9 protein-coding genes are annotated in these 21,366 nt (G+C 46.9%); 5 read left to right on the top strand and 4 right to left on the bottom strand.

All coding sequences use genetic code 11. The features are described 5' to 3' along the window. Window positions 1-6 precede the first annotated feature (6 nt). From AC3CIA_RS04530 to AC3CIA_RS04520, 3 genes are all read right to left on the bottom strand, one after another. A complete protein-coding gene (locus AC3CIA_RS04530; protein ID WP_004736074.1) occupies window positions 7-1,368 on the bottom strand; it encodes a TRAP transporter large permease in 1,362 nt (453 codons plus the stop codon). A 2-nt stretch (window positions 1,369-1,370) separates the two neighbouring features. Further along, window positions 1,371-2,126, bottom strand: a complete 756-nt coding sequence (locus AC3CIA_RS04525; protein WP_017076776.1) for a TRAP transporter small permease — start codon at window positions 2,124-2,126, stop codon at window positions 1,371-1,373. A 65-nt stretch (window positions 2,127-2,191) separates the two neighbouring features. Beyond that, complete coding sequence (locus AC3CIA_RS04520; RefSeq protein WP_004736072.1) at window positions 2,192-3,187, bottom strand: TRAP transporter substrate-binding protein; 996 nt, start codon at window positions 3,185-3,187, stop codon at window positions 2,192-2,194. Window positions 3,188-3,534: 347 nt separating this feature from the next. Between AC3CIA_RS04520 and AC3CIA_RS04515 the strand changes: the two genes are divergently transcribed. Further along, window positions 3,535-3,942: a hotdog domain-containing protein gene (locus AC3CIA_RS04515; RefSeq protein WP_488518593.1), complete on the top strand. Its 408-nt coding sequence runs from the start codon at window positions 3,535-3,537 to the stop codon at window positions 3,940-3,942. A 20-nt stretch (window positions 3,943-3,962) separates the two neighbouring features. Here AC3CIA_RS04515 and AC3CIA_RS04510 read toward each other — a convergent pair whose 3' ends face one another. Further along, window positions 3,963-4,796 (bottom strand): 4'-phosphopantetheinyl transferase family protein, encoded by an 834-nt coding sequence (locus AC3CIA_RS04510; protein WP_488518592.1) that lies wholly within the window; start codon window positions 4,794-4,796, stop codon window positions 3,963-3,965. Between the two features lie 527 nt (window positions 4,797-5,323). Between AC3CIA_RS04510 and AC3CIA_RS04505 the strand changes: the two genes are divergently transcribed. Genes AC3CIA_RS04505 through AC3CIA_RS04490 form a run of 4 tightly spaced genes read left to right on the top strand, consistent with a single transcriptional unit; the run spans window position 5,324 to window position 21,337 of the window. Beyond that, window positions 5,324-5,515: a hypothetical protein gene (locus AC3CIA_RS04505; RefSeq protein WP_017098773.1), complete on the top strand. Its 192-nt coding sequence runs from the start codon at window positions 5,324-5,326 to the stop codon at window positions 5,513-5,515. Further along, window positions 5,515-13,371, top strand: coding sequence for a phosphopantetheine-binding protein (locus AC3CIA_RS04500; protein ID WP_488518591.1), 7,857 nt, complete (start codon window positions 5,515-5,517; stop codon window positions 13,369-13,371). The genes AC3CIA_RS04505 and AC3CIA_RS04500 overlap by 1 nt, the downstream gene beginning before the upstream one ends. Further along, window positions 13,371-15,428, top strand: a complete 2,058-nt coding sequence (locus AC3CIA_RS04495; RefSeq protein ID WP_488518590.1) for a PfaB family protein — start codon at window positions 13,371-13,373, stop codon at window positions 15,426-15,428. The genes AC3CIA_RS04500 and AC3CIA_RS04495 overlap by 1 nt, the downstream gene beginning before the upstream one ends. Continuing rightward, window positions 15,425-21,337 carry a hotdog fold thioesterase gene (locus tag AC3CIA_RS04490; protein WP_488518589.1) on the top strand — a complete coding sequence of 1,971 codons (5,913 nt, stop codon included), beginning with the start codon at window positions 15,425-15,427 and terminating at the stop codon, window positions 21,335-21,337. Before AC3CIA_RS04495 ends, AC3CIA_RS04490 begins: the two co-directional genes overlap by 4 nt. Window positions 21,338-21,366 lie beyond the last annotated feature (29 nt).

Here is a 21,366-nt window from a genome sequence, read left to right as displayed (position 1 = left end):
CACTATCTACTTAGTGATGATCTCTGGCCCCATCAACGTGGTCGGTAACCATGTTGATACCCAAGGTACGTAAGTTACGATAATCAAGAACAAGAACATCACGCCAACCCACGGCAGTGCTGCTTTTACCACGTTCATCATCGACATCTTCGCGACCCCCGCGGTCACAAACAAATTGAGCCCAACAGGCGGCGTTATCATCCCTATCTCCATGTTCACAACCATCATGATACCTAGGTGAATTGGGTCGATACCCAGTGCAATTGCAATTGGGAATACCAATGGCGCAACGATGATCAGCAAGCCTGATGGCTCCATGAACTGCCCACCAATCAAGAGTAGAACGTTTACCACAATTAAGAAGGTGATCGGACCTAAGCCCGCAGAAAGCATAGACTCAGTGATCATCTGAGGAATGCGTTCCTCTGTCAGTACATGCTTAAGAATCAGAGCATTGGCAATGATAAACAGCAACATGATCGTCAGCTTACCTGCATCATAGAGCGTGTCTTTGGTATCTTTATGGAAGAAGGTTTGGAACACTTTAACCAAAGCAGGCTTTGTATTCTTCTTGTCCGCAAACGGCCCCATATCTTTGTAGATAAAGTTGGCAATAAAGAACGCGTATACCGCTGCAACAGCCGCCGCTTCCGTCGGTGTAAAGATACCGCCGTAGATACCACCCAAAATGATGACAATCAGTAGCAGACCCCAACTTGCGTCTTTTGCTGCTGCGAACATCTCGCCCCAGCCCACAAACGGCTGTGCAGGAATCTTCTTAATACGTGCTGCAATGTAGATAGCAATCATCAACATCACACCGGCCAACAGACCAGGAATAACGCCACCGAGGAACATACGACCTACAGATACATCCGTCGCCGCAGCGTAAACAACCATAACAATTGACGGTGGAATCAAGATACCTAAAGTACCCGCATTACAGATAACCCCTGCCGCGAACTCTTTTGTGTAGCCGTTTTTGATCATACCAGCGATAACAATACTACCGATTGCCACTACCGTTGCTGGAGACGATCCAGATAACGCTGCGAACATCATACATGCCACAACCGACGCCATCGCTAAACCGCCGCGGAACCAGCCGACCATTGCGATAGCAAAACGGATAATACGTTTCGCCACACCACCTGTAGACATGAAACTAGAGGCCAAGATAAAGAAAGGGATCGCTAAGAGTGTGTAGTGGCCTGCAAATGCATTAAACAGCGTTTGTGCAACCGAAGCTAGTGACGCATCAGAGTGCATCAACAAGAATATGACGCTCGATAAACCAAGGGAAATCGCAATTGGCACACCGACCAACATGAAAGCAATTACCATTAAAAATAGAAATAACATTGCCATGATTAGTCTTCCTTACCGTTAGATTTTGTACCCGACTCGTTCGCCTTGTTTTGCTTAGTCGAATCCAATACCGCTGTCGCGTCTTCATCAGAACCCGCTAACACATCAGCTTTCAATGCATCCAGCTCTTCTTCGGCTTCATGGCCTGCAATCATGCGATCAAGCTTGCCCGTCGCCACTTGATAAGCGATTTGGATGAATCGGAACGTCAGCATTGCCATACCAATCGGTAGTGCCATGTAAGGAATAAAACGTGGCAGTTTCTCGTATCGCTCGCCTTCATTCAGCCAGTCGGCAAGAAACTGAAGCATCTCTGGCATTGGAATATCATCGGTTTCATACCAAGCTCGCTCGGTCGCGAACGGGTACCAGTAATTCCAAGAACCGATAAGAAGTAGGATTGAAAAGGCTAGGCAGCTTGTAACGGCGATTAACGCATACACTTTACGTAGCTTTTCTGGGGCAAGGTTAATAATGACATCAACGCCAATGTGAAAGTGTTTTTTAACGCCATAAGATGCGCCTACTAACACCATCCAAGCGAACATGAACACAGTCAGTTCTAGTGCCCACAATATATTGCCATTGAATGCGTATCTGAATACCACATTGGCAAAAGTAAGTAGCGTCATTGCGCCAAGGAAAAATGCGATTAATGACTCTTCAATCACATCTGTAACTCTTCCGACTTTGGAAAAAAAAGAGGTTTCCAGTGCTGATTCGCTAGAATTTGGTTGTTCCATTTGAGGATTATCCATAATTGACTCCGCTTATAGTTATTTTAATAAGGAGTGGCGAAATGCACGCCACTCCCTTAGCGGTGTTATTGGTTTGAAGCTAACGCTGCATCGATAAGGTCTGAACCGATGTCTTTTTCAAACTTCTTCCATACTGGTTGAAGTGCAGCTACCCATGCTTCACGCTGTTCAGGCGTAAGTGTACGAACCTCACCACCGGCTTCGATGATGTTATTTTTGTTCGCTAGGTTAACTTTTGAAGATTCTGCATTACGTGTTTCAGAGACTTCTTGAACGATAGTACCAAGCTGTGTACGTACATCTTCAGGTAGGTCTTTCCAGAAGTCGTTTGACGTTACCACTAGGTAATCCAAGATACCGTGATTGGTTTCAGTTACGCCGTCTTGTACTTCAAAGAACTTCTTACCGTAGATGTTTGACCACGTGTTCTCTTGACCATCGATAACCTTAGTTTGCAGGCCACCATAAACTTCTTTGAAAGACATCTTCTGTGGGTTAGCGCCTAGTTGTTCAAACTGAGCCACCAATACGTCTGATGCTTGAACACGGAATTTCAAACCTTCCGCGTCTTCAGGGTTGATAAGAGGCTTATTCGCCGACATCTGTTTCATACCATTGTGCCAAAACGCTAGACCTTGAAGGCCACGACGCTTCATCGCATTCTTCAGTTTTTCGCCAGATTCTGAGTTTTGGAAACGGTCAACGGCTTCTACGTCTTCAAATAGGAAAGGAAGGTCAAAAATGCGGTATTTCTTAGTGAACTTCTCAAATTTAGACAGCGATGGTGCTGCCATTTGAACATCACCATTTAACAGGGCTTCCAGTACCTTATTATCATCGTAAAGTGTTGAGTTAGGGAAAACTTGCATACAAGCTTTGCCGTTCATTTCCGTGTTTACTCGCTCTTCCAGTAAAGAAGCGGCAATGCCTTTCGGGTGCTTATCGGTATTGGTTACATGACTGAATTTAATCACGATTTCACCTGGATCACAGTTTGCAGCAGCATTAAAACTTGTGAGCGCCAGAGCAGAGACAGACAGCAGGGTAAGAGGCTTAAACATTATTATTCTCCTTATTAAACAAAACAGCCCTTCAATGGGAACTGCGTGCTTTCACTAAGGCAATTAGCGCGCCACATTGACACAAATCATTAACAACCCTTTAACCATAAGGCTTCATGAGATCTGCCTGTAGTAGTCGCCAACTCGCTGCAAAAATTAATGGGTGGGAAGTGACACATAGAATATTTGTAAATGGGTGGAAGCTGACCAACGTATTAGTAATGAATGAGGCCAAATGAGGTCTGACCAAAAGCGAGTTTGGCTATGATGCCTTGAAGTAATTTCAACCTATCCTGTAAAGTGCTGCACAACTTAGCCAGATTTACACTTAATAAGAGTTGATACCAATGAGTCAGATCTACCATCACCCAGTACAAATTTACTATGAAGATACCGATCACTCAGGTGTGGTTTTTCACCCTAACTTTCTAAAGTACTTTGAGCGTGCACGCGAGCATGTATTGGGCAGCGATAAACTGGCAACCTTGTGGAACGAGCATGGACTGGGGTTTGCGGTGTATAAAGCCAACATGACTTTTCAAGATGGAGTTGAGTTCGCTGAGATCTGCGACATCCGAACCTCTTTCGAACTTGATGGAAAATACAAAACGCTATGGCGACAAGAAGTGTGGCGCAAAGATGCAACTAAGCCTGCGGTGATTGGTGATATCGAAATGGTTTGCCTAGATAAAGACAAGCAACTGCAGCCAGTGCCTGCCGAAGTATTAAAAGCGATGCTTGGCGAAACGAGCTAACTTCACCTCACCAAACTCGCTTAAAAGAGATGAGACAACGAAAAGGTTCTCATCTCTATCTGCATGGGTAGCAAATTTCCACCAAGAGTCACGGCAAAACGGTACTGGTCATCTAATCGACCCAAGCAACATTGCCAATCTGTAGAAATATCGTCTTCTTGAGCAGAATCCAAATCCAACCCAATCCCGCTATATAGCCTGATTTCGCTATACAATCTAATTTCATCCTGCAAGTTTGGTTGAAAATCCGAAGAGTGAATTGGCAATGTTTGCTCCGTCAAATTAGAGAAATCAAACGAAAAGCTTCGCAACGATGTCGCTAGCCCCTTGCCCGTCGCTTTGATGTACGACTCTTTCAATGCCCACAGATCGAAAAAACGCTCTCTCTGTTCTTCTTTGTTGAGTTCAAGTAAATCCGTAAGTTCTGCATCTGAAAAATAGTGCTTCATGATCGAATCGATATTGGTCGAGCTTCTTGCATGTTCGATATCTACACCTAGTTGAAGTGGTTGTCCTTGGAATTGGCAAACTACGATCAACAAATGCTCTTGGCTATGGCTTATATTGAAATTCAATCCCGTTTTAATTTGTTGTTCTGTAATTAGGCTTGGCTTACCTTTCTCGCCATATTCAAACCGCCACTCTTCTGGCCTCAAATCAGAATAGCGAGACAGCACCTTTCTTAGGTAGTTTCGAACATACAAAGCTTGAGTCTGAGATGAGGGCATTCGATAGCGCTCAACTTTGGCTATCTCGTCGATTGTCAGCCTCTTTTTGAGCTGAGATACATTGTTTGGCTGGTCATTTAAGTTACTCAGAGAACATAGCCACAAATCAACAACTGGAGTTTTCATTTAGCTCGCACTCACTTCTATAAATCACTCTTCACAACACGATTGGAACAACCCAATCGAACAAATTTAACTCACCTATGAATTAAGCAGAACCTAGAGAATACGGGAGGGGAAACCCCTTCATATGAGGACTTAAAACTGATTTTTCAAATAATAACAAATTAAAACACAGATCACACTTAGCCTTACACAAGAGGCATCCATTAAATGTTACTTACAAAAATATGACATAGATCTCACCAAGTCAAAATATAGAGTAAAAACACTAAAAAACAACCCATACCCATTAATTATCAATAAGTTAATTAAATTAAAAATACAAAAATCAAAACCATGCCAAATTCATCTGGTCTGAACAGATCATAGTGGCCTCTGGGAGCATTGTATCGACCACTCACCTCGGGTAGCCTGCTCAACCATTAAACAAATTCACACGTTTTCTTTGCGGATACCGACTTGTCGTTTAGTCAGACTTTGAACAGGATTTTAATGGACATCGCCTCAACATTTGAATGCCACCGTCGCGCATGAAACACCTCCCCTACTCTCGTAAGTCAACGCACTTCGAAAAACTAATTTCTATCTGGTTGCCGCCACTCAGCAACCTGAATTTTCAGCTGCGCTTCCCTAAGTCTGTTTCAGATTTTCTTTCTATAGCTTTAAAAGCGCAGCCTCAAAACACGACATCACTTTCTGTGATTTCTAGTGGAGACTCATAATGAGCCAACCCGAGACAAATACACCGGAATCAGTCGACGATTCTCGACTGAATAAACGCCTTAAAGATATGCCTGTCGCTATCGTTGGTATGGCGAGCATGTTTGCAAACTCTCGCTACCTGAATAAATTTTGGGATCTTATCAGCGAAAAGATCGATGCGATTACTGAAGTACCAGATACGCACTGGCGTCCAGAAGATTACTACGATTCAGATCGTACTACGCCAGACAAGTCTTACTGTAAGCGCGGTGGTTTCATCCCAGAAGTAGACTTCAACCCAATGGAGTTCGGCCTTCCGCCAAATATCCTAGAACTGACAGACACTTCACAGCTGCTTTCTCTGATCGTTGCTAAAGAAGTACTTGAAGATGCCAAGCTGCCTGAAGGCTACGATCGCGATAAGATCGGTATCACGCTCGGTGTTGGTGGTGGTCAAAAGATCGCTCAAAGCCTAAATGCACGTCTTCAATACCCTGTTTTAAAAAAAGTCTTCAAGAGCAGTGGTATCAGCGACGACGACAGCGAAATGCTGATCAAAAAATTCCAAGACCAATACATCCACTGGGAAGAAAACTCATTCCCTGGTTCATTGGGTAACGTAATTTCAGGTCGTATTGCTAACCGCTTTGACCTTGGTGGCATCAACTGTGTAGTAGATGCTGCGTGTGCGGGCTCTCTAGCCGCAATGCGTATGGCTCTAAGTGAGCTGGTTGAAGGTCGCAGTGAAATGATGATCACAGGTGGTGTGTGTACTGATAACTCGCCAACCATGTACATGAGTTTCTCTAAAACACCTGCATTTACCACCAATGAAACCATTCAACCTTTCGACATCGACTCAAAAGGCATGATGATTGGTGAAGGCATCGGCATGGTTGCTCTTAAGCGCCTTGAAGATGCAGAGCGCGATGGCGACAGAATCTACTCAGTAATCAAAGGTGTCGGTTCTTCTTCAGACGGCAAGTTCAAAAGTATTTACGCGCCTCGCCCTGAAGGACAAGCAAAGGCACTAAAGCGTGCTTACGATGATGCAGGTTTCGCACCGCACACGCTTGGTCTTTTAGAAGCGCACGGCACAGGTACAGCTGCCGGTGATGTAGCTGAATTTGGTGGCCTAAACTCAGTATTCAGTGAGAACAATGAAGAGAAGCAACACATTGCGTTAGGCTCTGTGAAATCTCAAATTGGTCACACTAAATCAACCGCGGGTACTGCAGGTTTAATCAAAGCGGCACTGGCACTGCACCACAAGGTACTGCCGCCAACGATTAACGTATCAGCTCCGAATCCTAAGTTGGATATCGAGAACTCACCGTTTTACCTAAACACACAAACGCGCCCTTGGATGAAACGTGTCGACGGTACACCGCGCCGCGCAGGTATCAGCTCATTTGGTTTTGGTGGCACTAACTTCCACGTTGTATTGGAAGAGTACACGCCTGAACACGCTCGCGGTGACAAGTACCGTCAGCGCCAAGTTCCGCAAACGCTGTTATTCAGCGCAGAATCTCGTCAAGCACTGTTCAATGAGCTCAAGCAGGTTTCAACTCAAGCTGCAGACGCTGCGTTCAAACTGGAAGCGCTTGCTGAGCAGCACGCTCTACGTGAAGTTGACGCTAAGCATGCTCGTATTGGTTTAGTCGTGACTGACCAAGCAGATCTTCAAGCGCAACTGACTCAAGCGGTTTCAATGCTTGAGAGCCAAACAAAAACACATTGGCAGATGCCAAACGGTACTAGCTACCGTGAGTCAGCACTGATTGCTGAAAACGGTGCAGTTAAAGTGGCAGCGCTATTTTCAGGTCAAGGTTCGCAATACCTAAACATGGGTCGCGAGCTTGCTTGTCATTATCCTGAAATGCGCCAACAGCTTGCTCAAGCGGATCAAGTATTTGGTCAGCACAAGAAGACGGCTCTGTCGCAAATTCTGTTCCCAATTCCAACCTTCACACCAGAAGCAACCAAGGCTCAAGAAGCTGTGCTAACCAACACGGCCAACGCGCAAAGTGCGATTGGTACTGTGTCTATGGGTCAGTTCGACATCATGACTCAAGCAGGCTTCAAAGCAGACATGGTCGCAGGCCACAGCTTTGGTGAGCTAAGCGCACTATGTGCATCGGGTGTTATCTCGCAAGACGATTACTACCAGTTAGCTTTCGCTCGTGGCGATGCGATGGCAGCGACACCTGAACAAGGTGACAGCGGTACTATGTTTGCGGTCATCTTAGACGCAGACAAACTTCCAGCCGTTGAAAGCTGCATCAGCCAATTCGAAGGCGTGAGCATTGCCAATTACAACGCTCCGACTCAACTGGTTATTGCAGGTCCAACTGCGACGGTTCAACAAGCAGCACAAGCGTTAACAGAACAAGGCTTCAAAGCGATTGCTCTGCCTGTTTCTGGCGCGTTCCACACACCGCTTGTTGCTCACGCTCAAAAACCATTTGCTGCTGCAATTGATAAAGCTTCATTCAGCGCTCCAACGCTGCCGCTTTACTCAAACGCAACGGGCAAACTGCACAGCAAAGACGCGAAAGCAATCAAGAAAGCATTCAAGCAACACATGCTGCAATCGGTTCGTTTCAGCGAGCAAATTGAAGCGATGTATGAAGCAGGCGCGCGTGTATTCGTTGAGTTCGGTCCGAAGAACATTCTTCAAAAGCTGGTTGAGAAAACATTGGCTGATAAGAACGAAGAGCTTTACGCAATCAGCATCAACCCAAGCCCTAAAGGCGACAGTGACCAACAGCTTCGTTTAGCTGCGGTTCAACTGTGCGTGGCAGGTGTTTCATTAGACAACATTGACCCTTACCAAGCTGACATTGCTGAACCTGCAAAGGCATCACCAATGAACATCAAGCTGAATGCAACCAACTACATCAGCCCTGCAACTCGTAAGAAAATGGATCAATCACTGGCTTCGGGCAACGTCACCGAAAAAACTGAGATTGTTGAAGTGAAAGTTGAAGTCGAGAAAATCGTGGAAAAAGAAGTGATCAAAACAGAAATCGTTGAAGTACATGTGCCTGCTCCTCAAGCTTCAAATGTACAACAGTCAGCAGCTCCAGCACCAAGTGCACAAGTAGTAACAACAGCTCAGCAGCCACAAGTGGCGCAACCTGCACCAGCGACTATTCAACCAACAGCTTCAGTAACGGTTGATGAGTCTTCACTGCAATCATTCTTCAATGCTCAACAACAAGCAGCAGAAGTACATCAGCAGTTCCTTGCGATTCCTCAGCAATACGGTGACACGTTCAACACCCTAATGTCTGAGCAAGCGAAAATGGCAACAGCAGGCGTAACAATTCCTGAGAACCTACAGCGTTCTATGGAGATGTTCCACCAGCACCAAGCTGAAACGCTAAAAGCTCACGCTCATTACCTAGAAATGCAAGCGCACAGCAACAACTCAGCACTCAATATGCTGACGCAAGGTTCAGTACTAACGGCACAACCAACCTTCGTTGCGTCTGTAAATGCTCAGCCAGCGATTCAAGCTCCAGCTACTCCAGCAGCTATCGTTCAACAGCCTGTAGCTCAAGTACAGTCTGCTCCTGTACAAGCTCAGTCTGTTCAAGCAGCACCGGTTCAAAATACAACAGCTCAGAAAGCTCCAGTACATAAAGCAGCTCCTGCACCGCAAGTAGCGGCTCAAGCGGCAGCGCCTGTTGCAGCCCAACCTTTACCAGTTAAAGCACAACCAGCTCCTGTAGCTGCACCAGTAGCAGTACAATCAGCAGATGCTGAAAAAGTGATGCTAGAAGTGGTCGCTGAGAAAACGGGTTACCCAACGGAAATGCTTGATCTAGAAATGGACATGGAAGCAGACCTTGGTATCGACTCAATCAAACGCGTAGAGATCCTTGGTACCGTTCAAGACGAAATGCCGAACCTACCTGAGCTGAACCCTGAAGATTTAGCTGAGTGTCGTACTCTTGGTGAAATCGTTACCTACATGAACAGCAAGATGCCTTCTGGAGTTTCAATTAATGAAGCTGCACCAGTTCAAGCAGCTGCTGTAGCTAATGGCCTTGATGCAAAAGTCGTTCAACAAACCATGCTAGAAGTGGTTGCTGAGAAGACAGGTTACCCAACGGAAATGCTTGATCTAGAAATGGATATGGAAGCAGACCTTGGTATCGATTCAATCAAGCGTGTTGAGATCCTTGGTACGGTTCAAGATGAACTGCCTACTCTTCCAGAGCTAAACCCTGAAGATTTAGCTGAGTGTCGTACTCTTGGCGAAATCGTTGCTTACATGAACAGCAAGCTTCCGGCTTCTGCTCCCGTGTCTTCACAAGCACCAGTAGTTGCTCCGGCAACAGCTAGCAATGGTCTAGATGCGGCTGTCGTTCAAAAAACCATGTTAGAAGTAGTCGCAGAAAAGACGGGCTACCCGACTGAAATGCTAGACCTAGCAATGGACATGGAAGCTGACCTTGGTATCGACTCAATCAAGCGTGTTGAAATTCTAGGAACTGTTCAAGACGAGCTACCGTCTCTTCCAGAACTGAACCCTGAAGATCTCGCTGAGTGTCGCACTCTAGGCGAAATCGTAGCCTACATGAACAGTAAGCTTCCAGCTTCTGCTCCAGTAGCAGCTCAAGCATCTGCACCAGCGCAAGCAGTATCAAACGGTTTAAACGCAGAACAAGTTCAAAGCACAATGCTGAGCGTAGTGGCTGATAAAACAGGCTACCCAACAGAAATGCTCGACCTAGCAATGGACATGGAAGCAGACCTTGGCATCGACTCAATCAAACGTGTTGAGATCCTTGGAACAGTTCAAGACCAGCTACCAACATTGCCAGAGCTGAACCCTGAAGATTTGGCTGAGTGTCGTACTCTGGGTGAAATCGTTGCTTACATGAATACTAAAGGCATGAACAGCAAGCTAGGCGCTAATGAGGCTCCTAACGCAGCACCTGTTTCAGATGCAGCTGTAGAAAGCACGAGCAACGACCTAAACCCTGCTCACGTTCAATCCACAATGATGGAAGTGGTTGCCGACAAAACTGGCTACCCAGCAGAAATGCTCGACCTAGCGATGGACATGGAAGCAGACCTTGGTATCGACTCAATCAAACGCGTTGAGATCTTGGGTACAGTTCAAGATCAGCTACCAACGCTGCCAGAACTAAACCCTGAAGACTTAGCTGAGTGTCGTACGCTTGGTGAAATCGTTACTTACATGCAAAGCAAGCTATCAGCAGCTGCACCCGTAGCGACTCCAAAAGCTGAGTCAGTAACGCCTATCGCAGAAACAGCGACAGCGGAACTTCCTCCACACAATGAGGTAGCGCTAAAAAAGCTACCAGCGGCAGATAAACTCGTCGATTGTTTCTCAAAAGACGCTTGTGTCGTGATCACAGATGATGGTCACAACGCTGGTGTTCTAGCAGAAAAGTTGACCGCTAACGGCATTCAAGTTGCCGTAGTGCGTAGTGCCCTTTCTGCCGCGTCACCTTTAAACAGTGAAATCGCAAGCTACACACTCAACAGCGTCGATGATGCTGGTGTGACTGCAGTTATTAACGACATCGAAGCAGACCTTAAAACGTCGAACAAAGTGATTGCTGGCTTCATTCATTTACAAGCTATCGTTGATGCGAAACAAAGCAACGAGCAAGCGGTTAACTTGAATGCAGACTCAAGAGCTTCACTAACCACAGCGTTCTTATTCGCGAAGCACCTAAATGGTCAGCTGAATACCGTTTCTGGTCGCAGCGTGTTTTTCACACTAAGCCGTATCGATGGTGGCTTTGGTTACCTAGATACTAAGCAATTAGCGAACGCAGAACTTAACCAAGCGGCGCTGTCTGGTCTAACTAAGACACTGAGCCATGAATGGTCAAACGTGTTCTGCCGTGCATTGGATGCTGACGCTTCTATTGATGCTCGTCACCTAGCTGAAGCTATCACAGGCGAACTGTTCGATATCGATACCAACACGGTTGAAATCGGCCTTAGCCATGCGGAAAACGGTGAATCTGGTCGTGCAACATTGATTGCGGCAACACCAGGAGCTGCACAAACGAAGAACACAGGCGCTCAACTCACCAAGAGCGACAAAGTTCTCGTAACTGGTGGCGCTAAAGGCGTGACGTTTGAATGTGCACTGACGCTTGCTAAGCAATGTAAGTCTCATTTCATTCTTGCAGGTCGTAGTAAGCATATTACTTCAGCTGAGCTACCTCAGTGGGCACAGGGCAAGCAAGAGAAAGAGCTAAAACCAGCGGCTATTGCTCACCTACAAGCAACAGGTGACAAACCAACGCCGAAAAAAGTTGATGCCTTGCTAAAACCGGTATTGAGCAGCCTTGAAATCAACGCAGCACTTGCCGCTTTCAACGAGATTGGCGCGAGCGCTGAATACCTAAGCCTAGATGTATCGAACCATGAGTCAGTAGCAAAAACGTTGGCAAATTTCGAAGGCATCACAGGCCTTATCCACGGTGCAGGTGTACTGGCTGACAAACACATTCAAGACAAAACGCTTGATGAACTGAACATGGTTTACGGCACGAAAGTGGGCGGACTAGAAGCGGTTCTTGGCGGTCTTGAAAGCAGCAAACTAAAACTGATTGCGATGTTCTCTTCGGCAGCGGGTTTCTACGGAAACACAGGCCAAAGTGACTACTCGATGTCTAACGAGATCCTAAACAAAGCGGCTTTACAATTGTCTGCGCGCAACCCTCAAGCAAAAGTGATGAGCTTCAACTGGGGACCGTGGGACGGTGGCATGGTAAACGCAGCACTGAAACGTATGTTTACAGAGCGCGGTGTGTACGTGATTCCTCTTCAGGCGGGTGCAGAGCTGTTTAGCTCTCAACTACTGAACGAAACTGGTATTCAACTGTTGGTTGGTACGAGCATGCAAGGTTCTGACAACAAGGAAGCTGCTGTAAAAAAGCTTAATGCGGAGTCTGTGCATCTTGCAAAGAGTCCGCTGAATACAAGCATCACTGTGACACGTCATCTTGACCCGAAGGCATTGCCTTTCATTCAAGATCACTGCATTGCCGGTAACCCAGTGTTACCGACAGTGTGTGCCATCCAATGGATGCGTGAAATCGCAGAGCAACTGTTAGGTGTGAACGTTAGCGTTCACAACTACAAACTGCTTAAGGGTGTAATTTTTGATACTGATGAAGTGCAAGAGCTGAAACTGGTTCTTTCTTCTGATGCTAAATCAAAAGATCAGCTAAAAGCGGTGATCAGTTGCCAAGGGCGACCACAGTATCAAGCTCAATTGCAAGTTGCCTCTGTGCAAGTGTCTGAAGATGTTCAACAAGCGTCAGAAAAGCGTTTTGAAGCCAGCACTTCAGCACCTGTGACAACGGCACAAGCTATATACAGTGACGGCACTCTGTTTCATGGACCAAGATTGCAAGGTATTACCTCAGTCGAACACTTTGACGACTTAGGTTTATTGGCTCAATGCCAGTTGCCCCAGATTGAAAACAGCGACTGCGGAGCATTTATTCCTAAGCAAGGCTTTGGCGATAGCCAGCCATTTGCTGAAGATTATCTGTTGCAAGCAATGCTGGTATGGGCTCGATTGAAATACGGCGCGGCAAGCCTACCGTCTGCAATCGGTGAGTTTATTTGTTACGCACCGATGCACAATGGTGACCAAGGTTGGCTAGAGCTGAGCGTGATAAAAAGCACGGCTCGTTCGCTGCAAGCTGATATCTCGCTTTACCACCAAGATGGTCGTTTAAGCGCAGTAATGAAAGGTGCAAAAGTCACCATCAGCAAGAGCTTAAACGACGCATTTTTGCCGAAGTCTAGCTCAGCAGTATCGAAGAAAGAGGCGACTAAGAACCCAGAAAAGGAGCAATTATCATAGTGACTGTTCCTTCTAATAAAGCGATGCCATTGCGCATCGCTCTTTTAGCTCAGCCAGCAAACGCGGCTGAGCTTTCTGCCGACTTATTCCCCTCGTTCCCAGACATGATAACTGTTGTGGTTGATGGCGATTTTAATCAAGCACTTAGCCGTGCGATTGAGACTGTAAATCAAGGCACTGCTGTTAAACTCTGTTTGGATTCTCACTCACCATCATTGTTGATGTTAAGTGCGCTGAATGCTGCTCAGAATAAGATTCACCCACACGCAAATTTAGCGGGTTTTGTCGAAGCTCTCGATCTAGATAATGGAGATAGCGTTCAGCTTGCTCTGGATATGTCACGCCGTCCCATTTCAGACTTAAATCATCAACAGCAATACTCAGCCCTATCTGCTTCGCAGCAGTTTGATGAATTGTTGAATATGGTTAATGCGATATCGAGCCGTTCATTGCCGAGCCATTCATTACCGAGCTCTTATTGGTTCACTGAGCCGAACAAAGCACGTGTTACTGCGTTAACTTTCAATGACGATAGCCAACAATCCACCAGCCTGATATTGACTCAAGCGACCGGTTTGCAAGAACCAAAACCATTGCTATCCAGCGAGCGTTTGATGTTTGTGGTTTCAGGCAACAAACAAGCCGAATTGGTTTCTCAATTAACCTCGTTAATAGAAGATCTTAAATGCGTTAACGAATCGGCAGACCGTGAACTTGCTATCGCTACCTTAATGCATTCAAACCTAAGTCACTTCCAAAGCGTTCAGCACAATGCTGGCCGTGGTGCGAACATCGTGATTCAAGCCGCTTCAATTGAGGCTGCAATACAAGAGAGCACTGCGCTAGAAAATGCGTTGCCAAAAGTAATGGCGGACAATAGCCAATACAAAACCCCAGCGGGCAGTTGTTTCTCGCCGATGCCTCAAAGCAAAGGTGGCGTTGCATTTGTTTACCCTGGTGTTGGCACAGTTTATCCCGGCATGTTGCGCGAATTTCACCACCATTTCCCACAGTTATTTGCTCGTTTAGAACGTGAAGGTAACTTGAAAGAGATGCTGCAGGCTGACAAAACCTACGCCGAAGACTCGCAAGAAATGTCGCTCAGTGAGCTGGCAATTGCTGGTGTGGGCAGCAGTTATCTGTTAACACAACTGCTATGTGATGAATTCAAAGTGCAGCCAGATTTCGCTTTGGGTTACTCCAAGGGCGAGGCATCCATGTGGGCCAGCTTAAATGTTTGGAAAAACCCACATGCGCTGATTGAGATGACTCAAACTAGCCCTATTTTCACCACGGCTATTTCTGGCGAACTCACCGCAGTACGTCAAGATTGGCAGCTAAACAGCGACGAAAGCATCCAATGGAATAGCTTTGTAGTTCGCAGTGATGCGCAAGCGATTGAGGCTCTGTTGCCAGAGTTTCCACGTGCTTATCTCGCTATCATCCAAGGTGACACTTGCGTGCTAGCCGGTTGTGAAAGCACATGTCGTGCACTACTCAAGAAACTGGGTAAACGTGGCATTGCCGCGAATCGTGTTACCGCAATGCACACCACACCAGCGTTGAGCCAACATAGCCAAGTGCGTGAGTTTTACACGCAACCACTGTTCGACGAATTGCCAAAGCATATCCGCTTTATCAGCGCAGCAGGTCTACCGACTGGCGCACCAATCAATATCGACAGCGACAGCATCGCCCTTTCGATTGCCGACACTTTCTGTTCGACGTTAGATTTCACCGCGTTGATCCAGAGTGCGCGTCAACAAGGTGCTCGTCTGTTTGTTGAAGTGGGTGCCGATCGTCAAACCAGCACATTGATCGACAAGATCAATCGTAGCGACGACGTAGCCGACCAGTACTGCACAATCGCTTCCAATGCCAAAGGCGGTGACGATGTTGTCACGCTCATCAAGTGCATTGGTCAGCTCATTACTCATCAAATTCCACTGTCTGTCGAGCCTCTTATCCAAGGGCTAGAACAACAGATCACCGCAGCTAAGCAATTAAGCGGTTTATCTCAAGGCAGCGCAGTGAATTATCAAGGAGAGCTAGTATGAGTTCTCAATCGAAGCCATCTCAATATCAAGCTCAAGCTAAGAATAAGCAGCAAGTGAAGTGCAATAAGATCGCGATTGTCGGTATTGCTAACCAATACCCAGAAGCTGATACGCCAAAAGACTTTTGGCAAAACTTGCTGGATAAAAAAGATTCTCGGACCACATTAAGCGCTGAAAAGTTAGGTGCTAAACCTGAAAGCTATCAGGGCGTGCAAGGTGAGTCAGACCGCTTTTACTGTGACAAAGGCGGCTACATCGAAAACTTCAATTTCGATAGCAATGGCTACCGCTTAACAGCAGAATCATTTAACGGCGTAGATCAAAGCTTCCTATGGGCTTTGGACACAAGTCGTAAGGCGTTAGTCGACGCAGGCATTAATTTAAATGCCGATGTTTTAGAGCGCACAGGCGTGATCATGGGTGCCCTTTCGTTCCCAACCACACGTTCAAACGACCTGTTTCTGCCGATGTATCACTCGGTGGTCGAGAAAGCACTTAAAGATAAATTGGTTAATGACCAGTTTTCACTGCTACCAACCAATGAAACCGCGCAAGACCTCAACCCTATCAATGGTGCTGCAGCACATAATGCCTCTAAGTTAGTGGCTGATGCATTGGGTCTAGGCAACGTGCAACTTAGCCTAGATGCAGCATGTGCAAGTTCAGTGTATTCATTGAAGTTAGCGTGTGATTACTTGAACACGGGCAAAGCCGACATGATGTTGGCAGGCGCGGTATCAGGTGCTGACCCATTCTTTATCAACATGGGTTTTTCCATTTTCCACGCTTACCCTGACCACGGTGTGTCGGTTCCGTTTGATAGCAACAGTAAAGGTTTGTTTGCTGGCGAAGGTGCCGGTGTTTTAGTCCTAAAACGCTTAGCTGATGCAGAGCGTGATGGCGACAACATTTACGCAGTCGTCAGCGGTATTGGCTTGTCGAACGATGGCCGTGGCCAGTTCGTATTAAGCCCAAATAGCAAAGGACAAGTACAAGCCTTTGAACGCGCTTACGAGGCTTCGAACTTATCACCAGATAGCATTGAAGTGATTGAATGTCACGCAACCGGCACACCATTAGGTGACAAGGTTGAGTTAACCTCAATGGAGCGTTTCTTTGCTGACAAATTGAATGGTTCTAACCCGCCATTGATTGGCTCTGCGAAGTCAAACCTCGGTCACTTACTGACTGCGGCAGGCATGCCGGGGATCATGAAGATGATCTTTGCGATGAAAGAAGGTGTGCTTCCGCCAAGTATTAACTTGGACAAGCCGCTATCTTCACCAGAAGGTTTATTTGGCTCACAGACTCTGCCAACACAGGTTCAACCTTGGCCAAGCAAAGCGGGCAACCCAGAGCGCTGTGCGGGTGTTTCTGTATTTGGTTTCGGTGGTTGTAACGCTCACTTACTGCTTGAAGCGTATTCAGACACGAGTCATGTAAACCAGACTCTAGAGTCAGCGTCTCCAAGCCTACAGCCGTCTAATTTAAGCATTACTGGCCTCGCGTCTCACTTCGGTTCTCTGCAAAGCATCAATGCGCTAAGCACTGCGATTGAGACCAACAACGATGCTTTCATTGCTTTGCCTAAGAAACGCTGGAAAGGCTTAGACCAACATCCAGAACTACTGAATCAGTTTGGTTTACACGGTATTCCAAACGGAGCGTATATCGATCAATTCGGTCTCGATTTCCTACGCTTCAAAGTACCGCCTAATGAAGATGACCGTTTGATCTCTCAGCAGTTGCTACTGATGAAAGTTGCAGACGAAGCCATTAAAGATGCCAAGCTTGTGGCGGGCCAAAAGGTTGCGGTTTTAGTTGCGATGGAAACAGAGCTTGAGATGCACCAATTCCGTGGACGCGTAAACCTGCATAGCCAACTGGCTGACAGCTTTGCCAACATGGGTATTGAGCTAACACAAGACGAATACCAATCGCTAGAAACCATCGCGATGGACAGTGTGATGGACGCAGCCAAGCTGAACCAATACACCAGTTTCATCGGCAATATCATGGCTTCGCGTATCTCTTCATTGTGGAACTTTAACGGCCCTGCGTTTACGATTTCAGCCGCTGAACAGTCGGTTGCTCGTTGTATCGATGTCGCGCAAAACCTAATGTCGCAAGAATCAATGGACGCAGTCGTGATTGCAGCCGTTGACCTAAGCGGCAGTGCAGAACATGTGATTCTGAAGAACAGCGTCAGCCCAGTGTCACTTGCTCCAAAATTCGGACAACCGCAAGACGGCAGTTGGAATGTCGGTGAAGGCGCAGGTGCGATTGTTCTTGTTGAAGAAAACCGAGTAGCGCACAACCAAGACACGGCTTACGGCAGCATCAACGCATTGGCCTTTGGTTCAAGCGAGTATAGCAACGCCGTTTCTGATGAGTTACTGACTCAAGTTGGTATGAGCTCGAATGATATTTCTCTGCTTGAGCTTAACCATGCATCAGAGTCTTTGTCACAAGAGCAAACACCTATCAATCTAGGAAGCAGCGCTAAGACAACTCAAGCGAGTCAACGTGTTGGGCACTGCTCTGCAGCTTCTGGCATGGCCAGTCTACTACACGGTCTGCTCAACCTGAACCTTGAGTCTCTGAATCCAAATGTCAGCTCTAAGAGCGCGATTGTTGCCAACATCAGCGAAGGACAATGCTCACAGCTGCTACTAAGCCAATCGAGTGTTGAATCTCAATCACTATCGGTTCGTTTAAGCAGTGAACTGGCGAGTGATGCTAAACGTCAATTGGTTAAGCAAGTGACTCTTGGTGGCCGCGATATTTATCAACATATTGCCCAAACCCCAGTGACCAACTTGGCAACAATTCAACAGAAAGCTTCTGGTAAACAAGCAGCAAGAGTGGCGTCGGTTCCAACGACCGCAAGCATTCAAGCAGCCCTTGCGCAAAAAGAGTCAGAGAAGAAAGCACTAGCGCAGAACGCGGTAGAGCCAATAATCGAAACTCCTACATCAGTATCCCCTACTCTGGCGCCAACTCGCCACAGTCAGCTAACAGGTAACCACAGCAATATGACTCATGTCTTATCCGCTAAAAATGGCGTATCGAATATCGACGCTAATACGGACGCAGCAGCGCAGCAAGTACACAAAGCATTCCTGCACACTCGCGCCCAAGGCATGCAAATGGCTGATGCGCTATTGAAAGCGCAGCTAAACGCAGTTACGTCTGGTTTAGATAGCAATGCCCTGATTCAACAAACGACTAGCCAACAAACAAATAGTCAACAAACGACTGGCCAACAAACGCCAGCTCAGCCTGTTCAAGCTCAACTAGCTCAGGTTCAGTCAACGCCAGTAAACGTAATTGCGACGCCAGCACCAGTAAAACCTATCCGTAAGCCATGTATCTGGGATTATGATGATCTGGTTGAATACGCTGAAGGCAACATCGCCAACGTATTTGGCCCTGATTACGCGATCATCGATAGCTACTCGCGCCGCGTTCGCTTGCCAACCACCGACTACCTATTGGTATCTCGTGTGACTAAGCTCAACGCGACCGTTAACGAGTACAAGCCAAGCACCATGACCACCGAATACGACATCCCAGTTGATGCGCCGTATCTTGTTGATGGTCAGATCCCTTGGGCAGTGGCGGTTGAATCTGGTCAGTGTGACCTAATGCTGATCAGCTACCTAGGCATTGATTTTGAAAACAAAGGCGAACGTGTTTATCGCCTACTTGATTGCACACTGACCTTCCTTGGCGACTTGCCTCGTGGTGGCGATACGCTGCGTTACGATATCTCAATCAATAACTTTGCTCGCAATGGCGACACGCTGCTGTTCTTCTTCTCGTACGAGTGTTTCGTTGGCGACAAGATGATCCTGAAAATGGATAACGGTTGCGCAGGCTTCTTCACTGACGAAGAGCTAGCAGACGGCAAAGGTGTGATTCACACTGAAGATGAAATCAAGGCTCGTAAACTGGCAACTAAGCAACGCTTCGACCCTATGTTGCACTGCCCTAAAACTCAGTTTAACCACCAAGAACTGCGCCACCTGCTGACTGCAAACATCGCAGAGTGTTTTGGCTCGACTCACCAATCTGATCGCCACCAGCCTTCTCTATGCTTTAGCTCAGAGAAGTTCATGATGATCGAAAAAGTAAGCCGTGTTGAACCGCAAGGCGGCACATGGGGGCTTGGCTTAATTGAAGGTCACAAGCAGCTAGAGCCTGAGCATTGGTACTTCCCTTGTCACTTCAAAGATGACTCAGTAATGGCTGGATCTTTGATGGCAGAAGGTTGTGGTCAACTACTGCAATTCTTCATGATGCACCTTGGCATGCACACGCTTGTTCAAAATGGTCGTTTCCAACCGCTTGAAAATGCCCCTCAACAAGTACGTTGTCGTGGACAAGTGCTACCACAATCGGCAGAGCTGACTTACCGCATGGAAGTGACTGAGATTGGTCTAAGCCCTCGCCCATACGCGAAAGCTAACATCGATATTTTACTGAACGGCAAAGTGATTGTTGATTTCCAAAACTTGGGTGTGATGATCAAAGAAGACGACGAATGTACTCGTTACCTACCTTCTTTAGAAACATCTGTCGCGACCCCTGTTATCGAAAACTTGGGCCATACACCAGCAATGAATCAACAGGCTTCAGCGAATGCACCACTCATGGCGCAAATTGAAGACCTAGCAACAGCGCCAAATAAAGGTGTGGTTCCTCTTCAACACGTTGAAGCTCCGGTAACGCCTGATTACCCGAACCGCACACCCGATACGGTTCCATTCACGCCTTACCACATGTTCGAATTCGCAACGGGTGATATCGAGAAATGTTTCGGTCCTGATTTCTCTATCTACCGTGGCATGATTCCACCACGTACTCCGTGTGGCGACTTGCAGCTAACCACTCGTGTGGTTGAGATCGACGGTAAGCGTGGCGACTTCAAGAAGCCTTCATCGTGTATCGCAGAGTACGAAGTGCCAGAAAATGCATGGTACTTTGATGAAAACAGCCACCAGACCCTAATGCCTTACTCGGTATTGATGGAGATTTCACTGCAGCCAAACGGCTTCATCTCTGGCTACATGGGCACAACTCTGGGCTTCCCAGGTGAAGAACTGTTTTTCCGCAACCTAGATGGTAGCGGCAAAATGCTGCGTAACGTCGACTTGCGTGGCAAAACGATCACCAACGATTCTCGTCTGCTTTCAACAGTAATGATGGGCACCAACATCGTACAGAGCTTCAGCTTCGAACTGAGTACTGACGGCGTGCCTTTCTACCAAGGTACAGCGGTATTTGGTTACTTCAAAGGCGCAGCACTGAAAGACCAACTTGGTTTGGACAACGGTAAAGTGACTCACCCTTGGCACGTTGATAACAACCGCACACCGGATGTAAACATCAACCTGCTAGACAAAACAACGCGTTACTTCAATGCACCTATTTCTGCTGCTGGTGAAGTGCAAGAGCACTACCAACTGGCAGGCGGTCGTTTGAACTTTATCGATACTGTGCAGATCACCAGCGATGGTGGTAAAGATGGCCTAGGTTACCTATACGCAGAGCGTACGATTGACCCGAGCGATTGGTTCTTCCAGTTCCACTTCCATCAAGATCCGGTAATGCCAGGCTCTCTAGGTGTCGAAGCGATCATCGAACTGATGCAAACCTATGCGCTAAACAAAGACCTTGGCGCTGGCTTCCGCAATCCGAAGTTTGGTCAAATCCAATCTGAAGTGAAATGGAAATACCGTGGTCAGATTAACCCTCTGAACAAACAGATGTCACTGGATGTACACATCACTGCAATCAAAGACGAAGACGGCAAACGCATCATCGTTGGCGACGCAAACCTGAGCAAAGATGGCCTGCGTATTTACGAAGTGAAAGACATCGCAATTTGTATCGAAGAAGCATAAGCCTGACACGGATCTAGGAAAGAAATAAT

Source organism: Vibrio sp. QJM3NY_27 (assembly GCF_057785955.1).
The sequence above is the reverse complement of the archived record's forward strand: the minus strand, read 5'-3'. Positions and strand labels throughout refer to the sequence as shown.

Coding starts and splice junctions, on each gene's coding strand:
- AC3CIA_RS04500 (WP_488518591.1), top strand. CDS start 5,515: ATGAGCCAACCCGAGACAAATACACCGGAATCAGTCGACGATTCTCGA.
- AC3CIA_RS04505 (WP_017098773.1), top strand. CDS start 5,324: ATGAAACACCTCCCCTACTCTCGTAAGTCAACGCACTTCGAAAAACTA.
- AC3CIA_RS04530 (WP_004736074.1), bottom strand. CDS start 1,368: ATGGCAATGTTATTTCTATTTTTAATGGTAATTGCTTTCATGTTGGTC.
- AC3CIA_RS04490 (WP_488518589.1), top strand. CDS start 15,425: ATGAGTTCTCAATCGAAGCCATCTCAATATCAAGCTCAAGCTAAGAAT.
- AC3CIA_RS04515 (WP_488518593.1), top strand. CDS start 3,535: ATGAGTCAGATCTACCATCACCCAGTACAAATTTACTATGAAGATACC.
- AC3CIA_RS04510 (WP_488518592.1), bottom strand. CDS start 4,796: ATGAAAACTCCAGTTGTTGATTTGTGGCTATGTTCTCTGAGTAACTTA.
- AC3CIA_RS04525 (WP_017076776.1), bottom strand. CDS start 2,126: ATGGATAATCCTCAAATGGAACAACCAAATTCTAGCGAATCAGCACTG.
- AC3CIA_RS04520 (WP_004736072.1), bottom strand. CDS start 3,187: ATGTTTAAGCCTCTTACCCTGCTGTCTGTCTCTGCTCTGGCGCTCACA.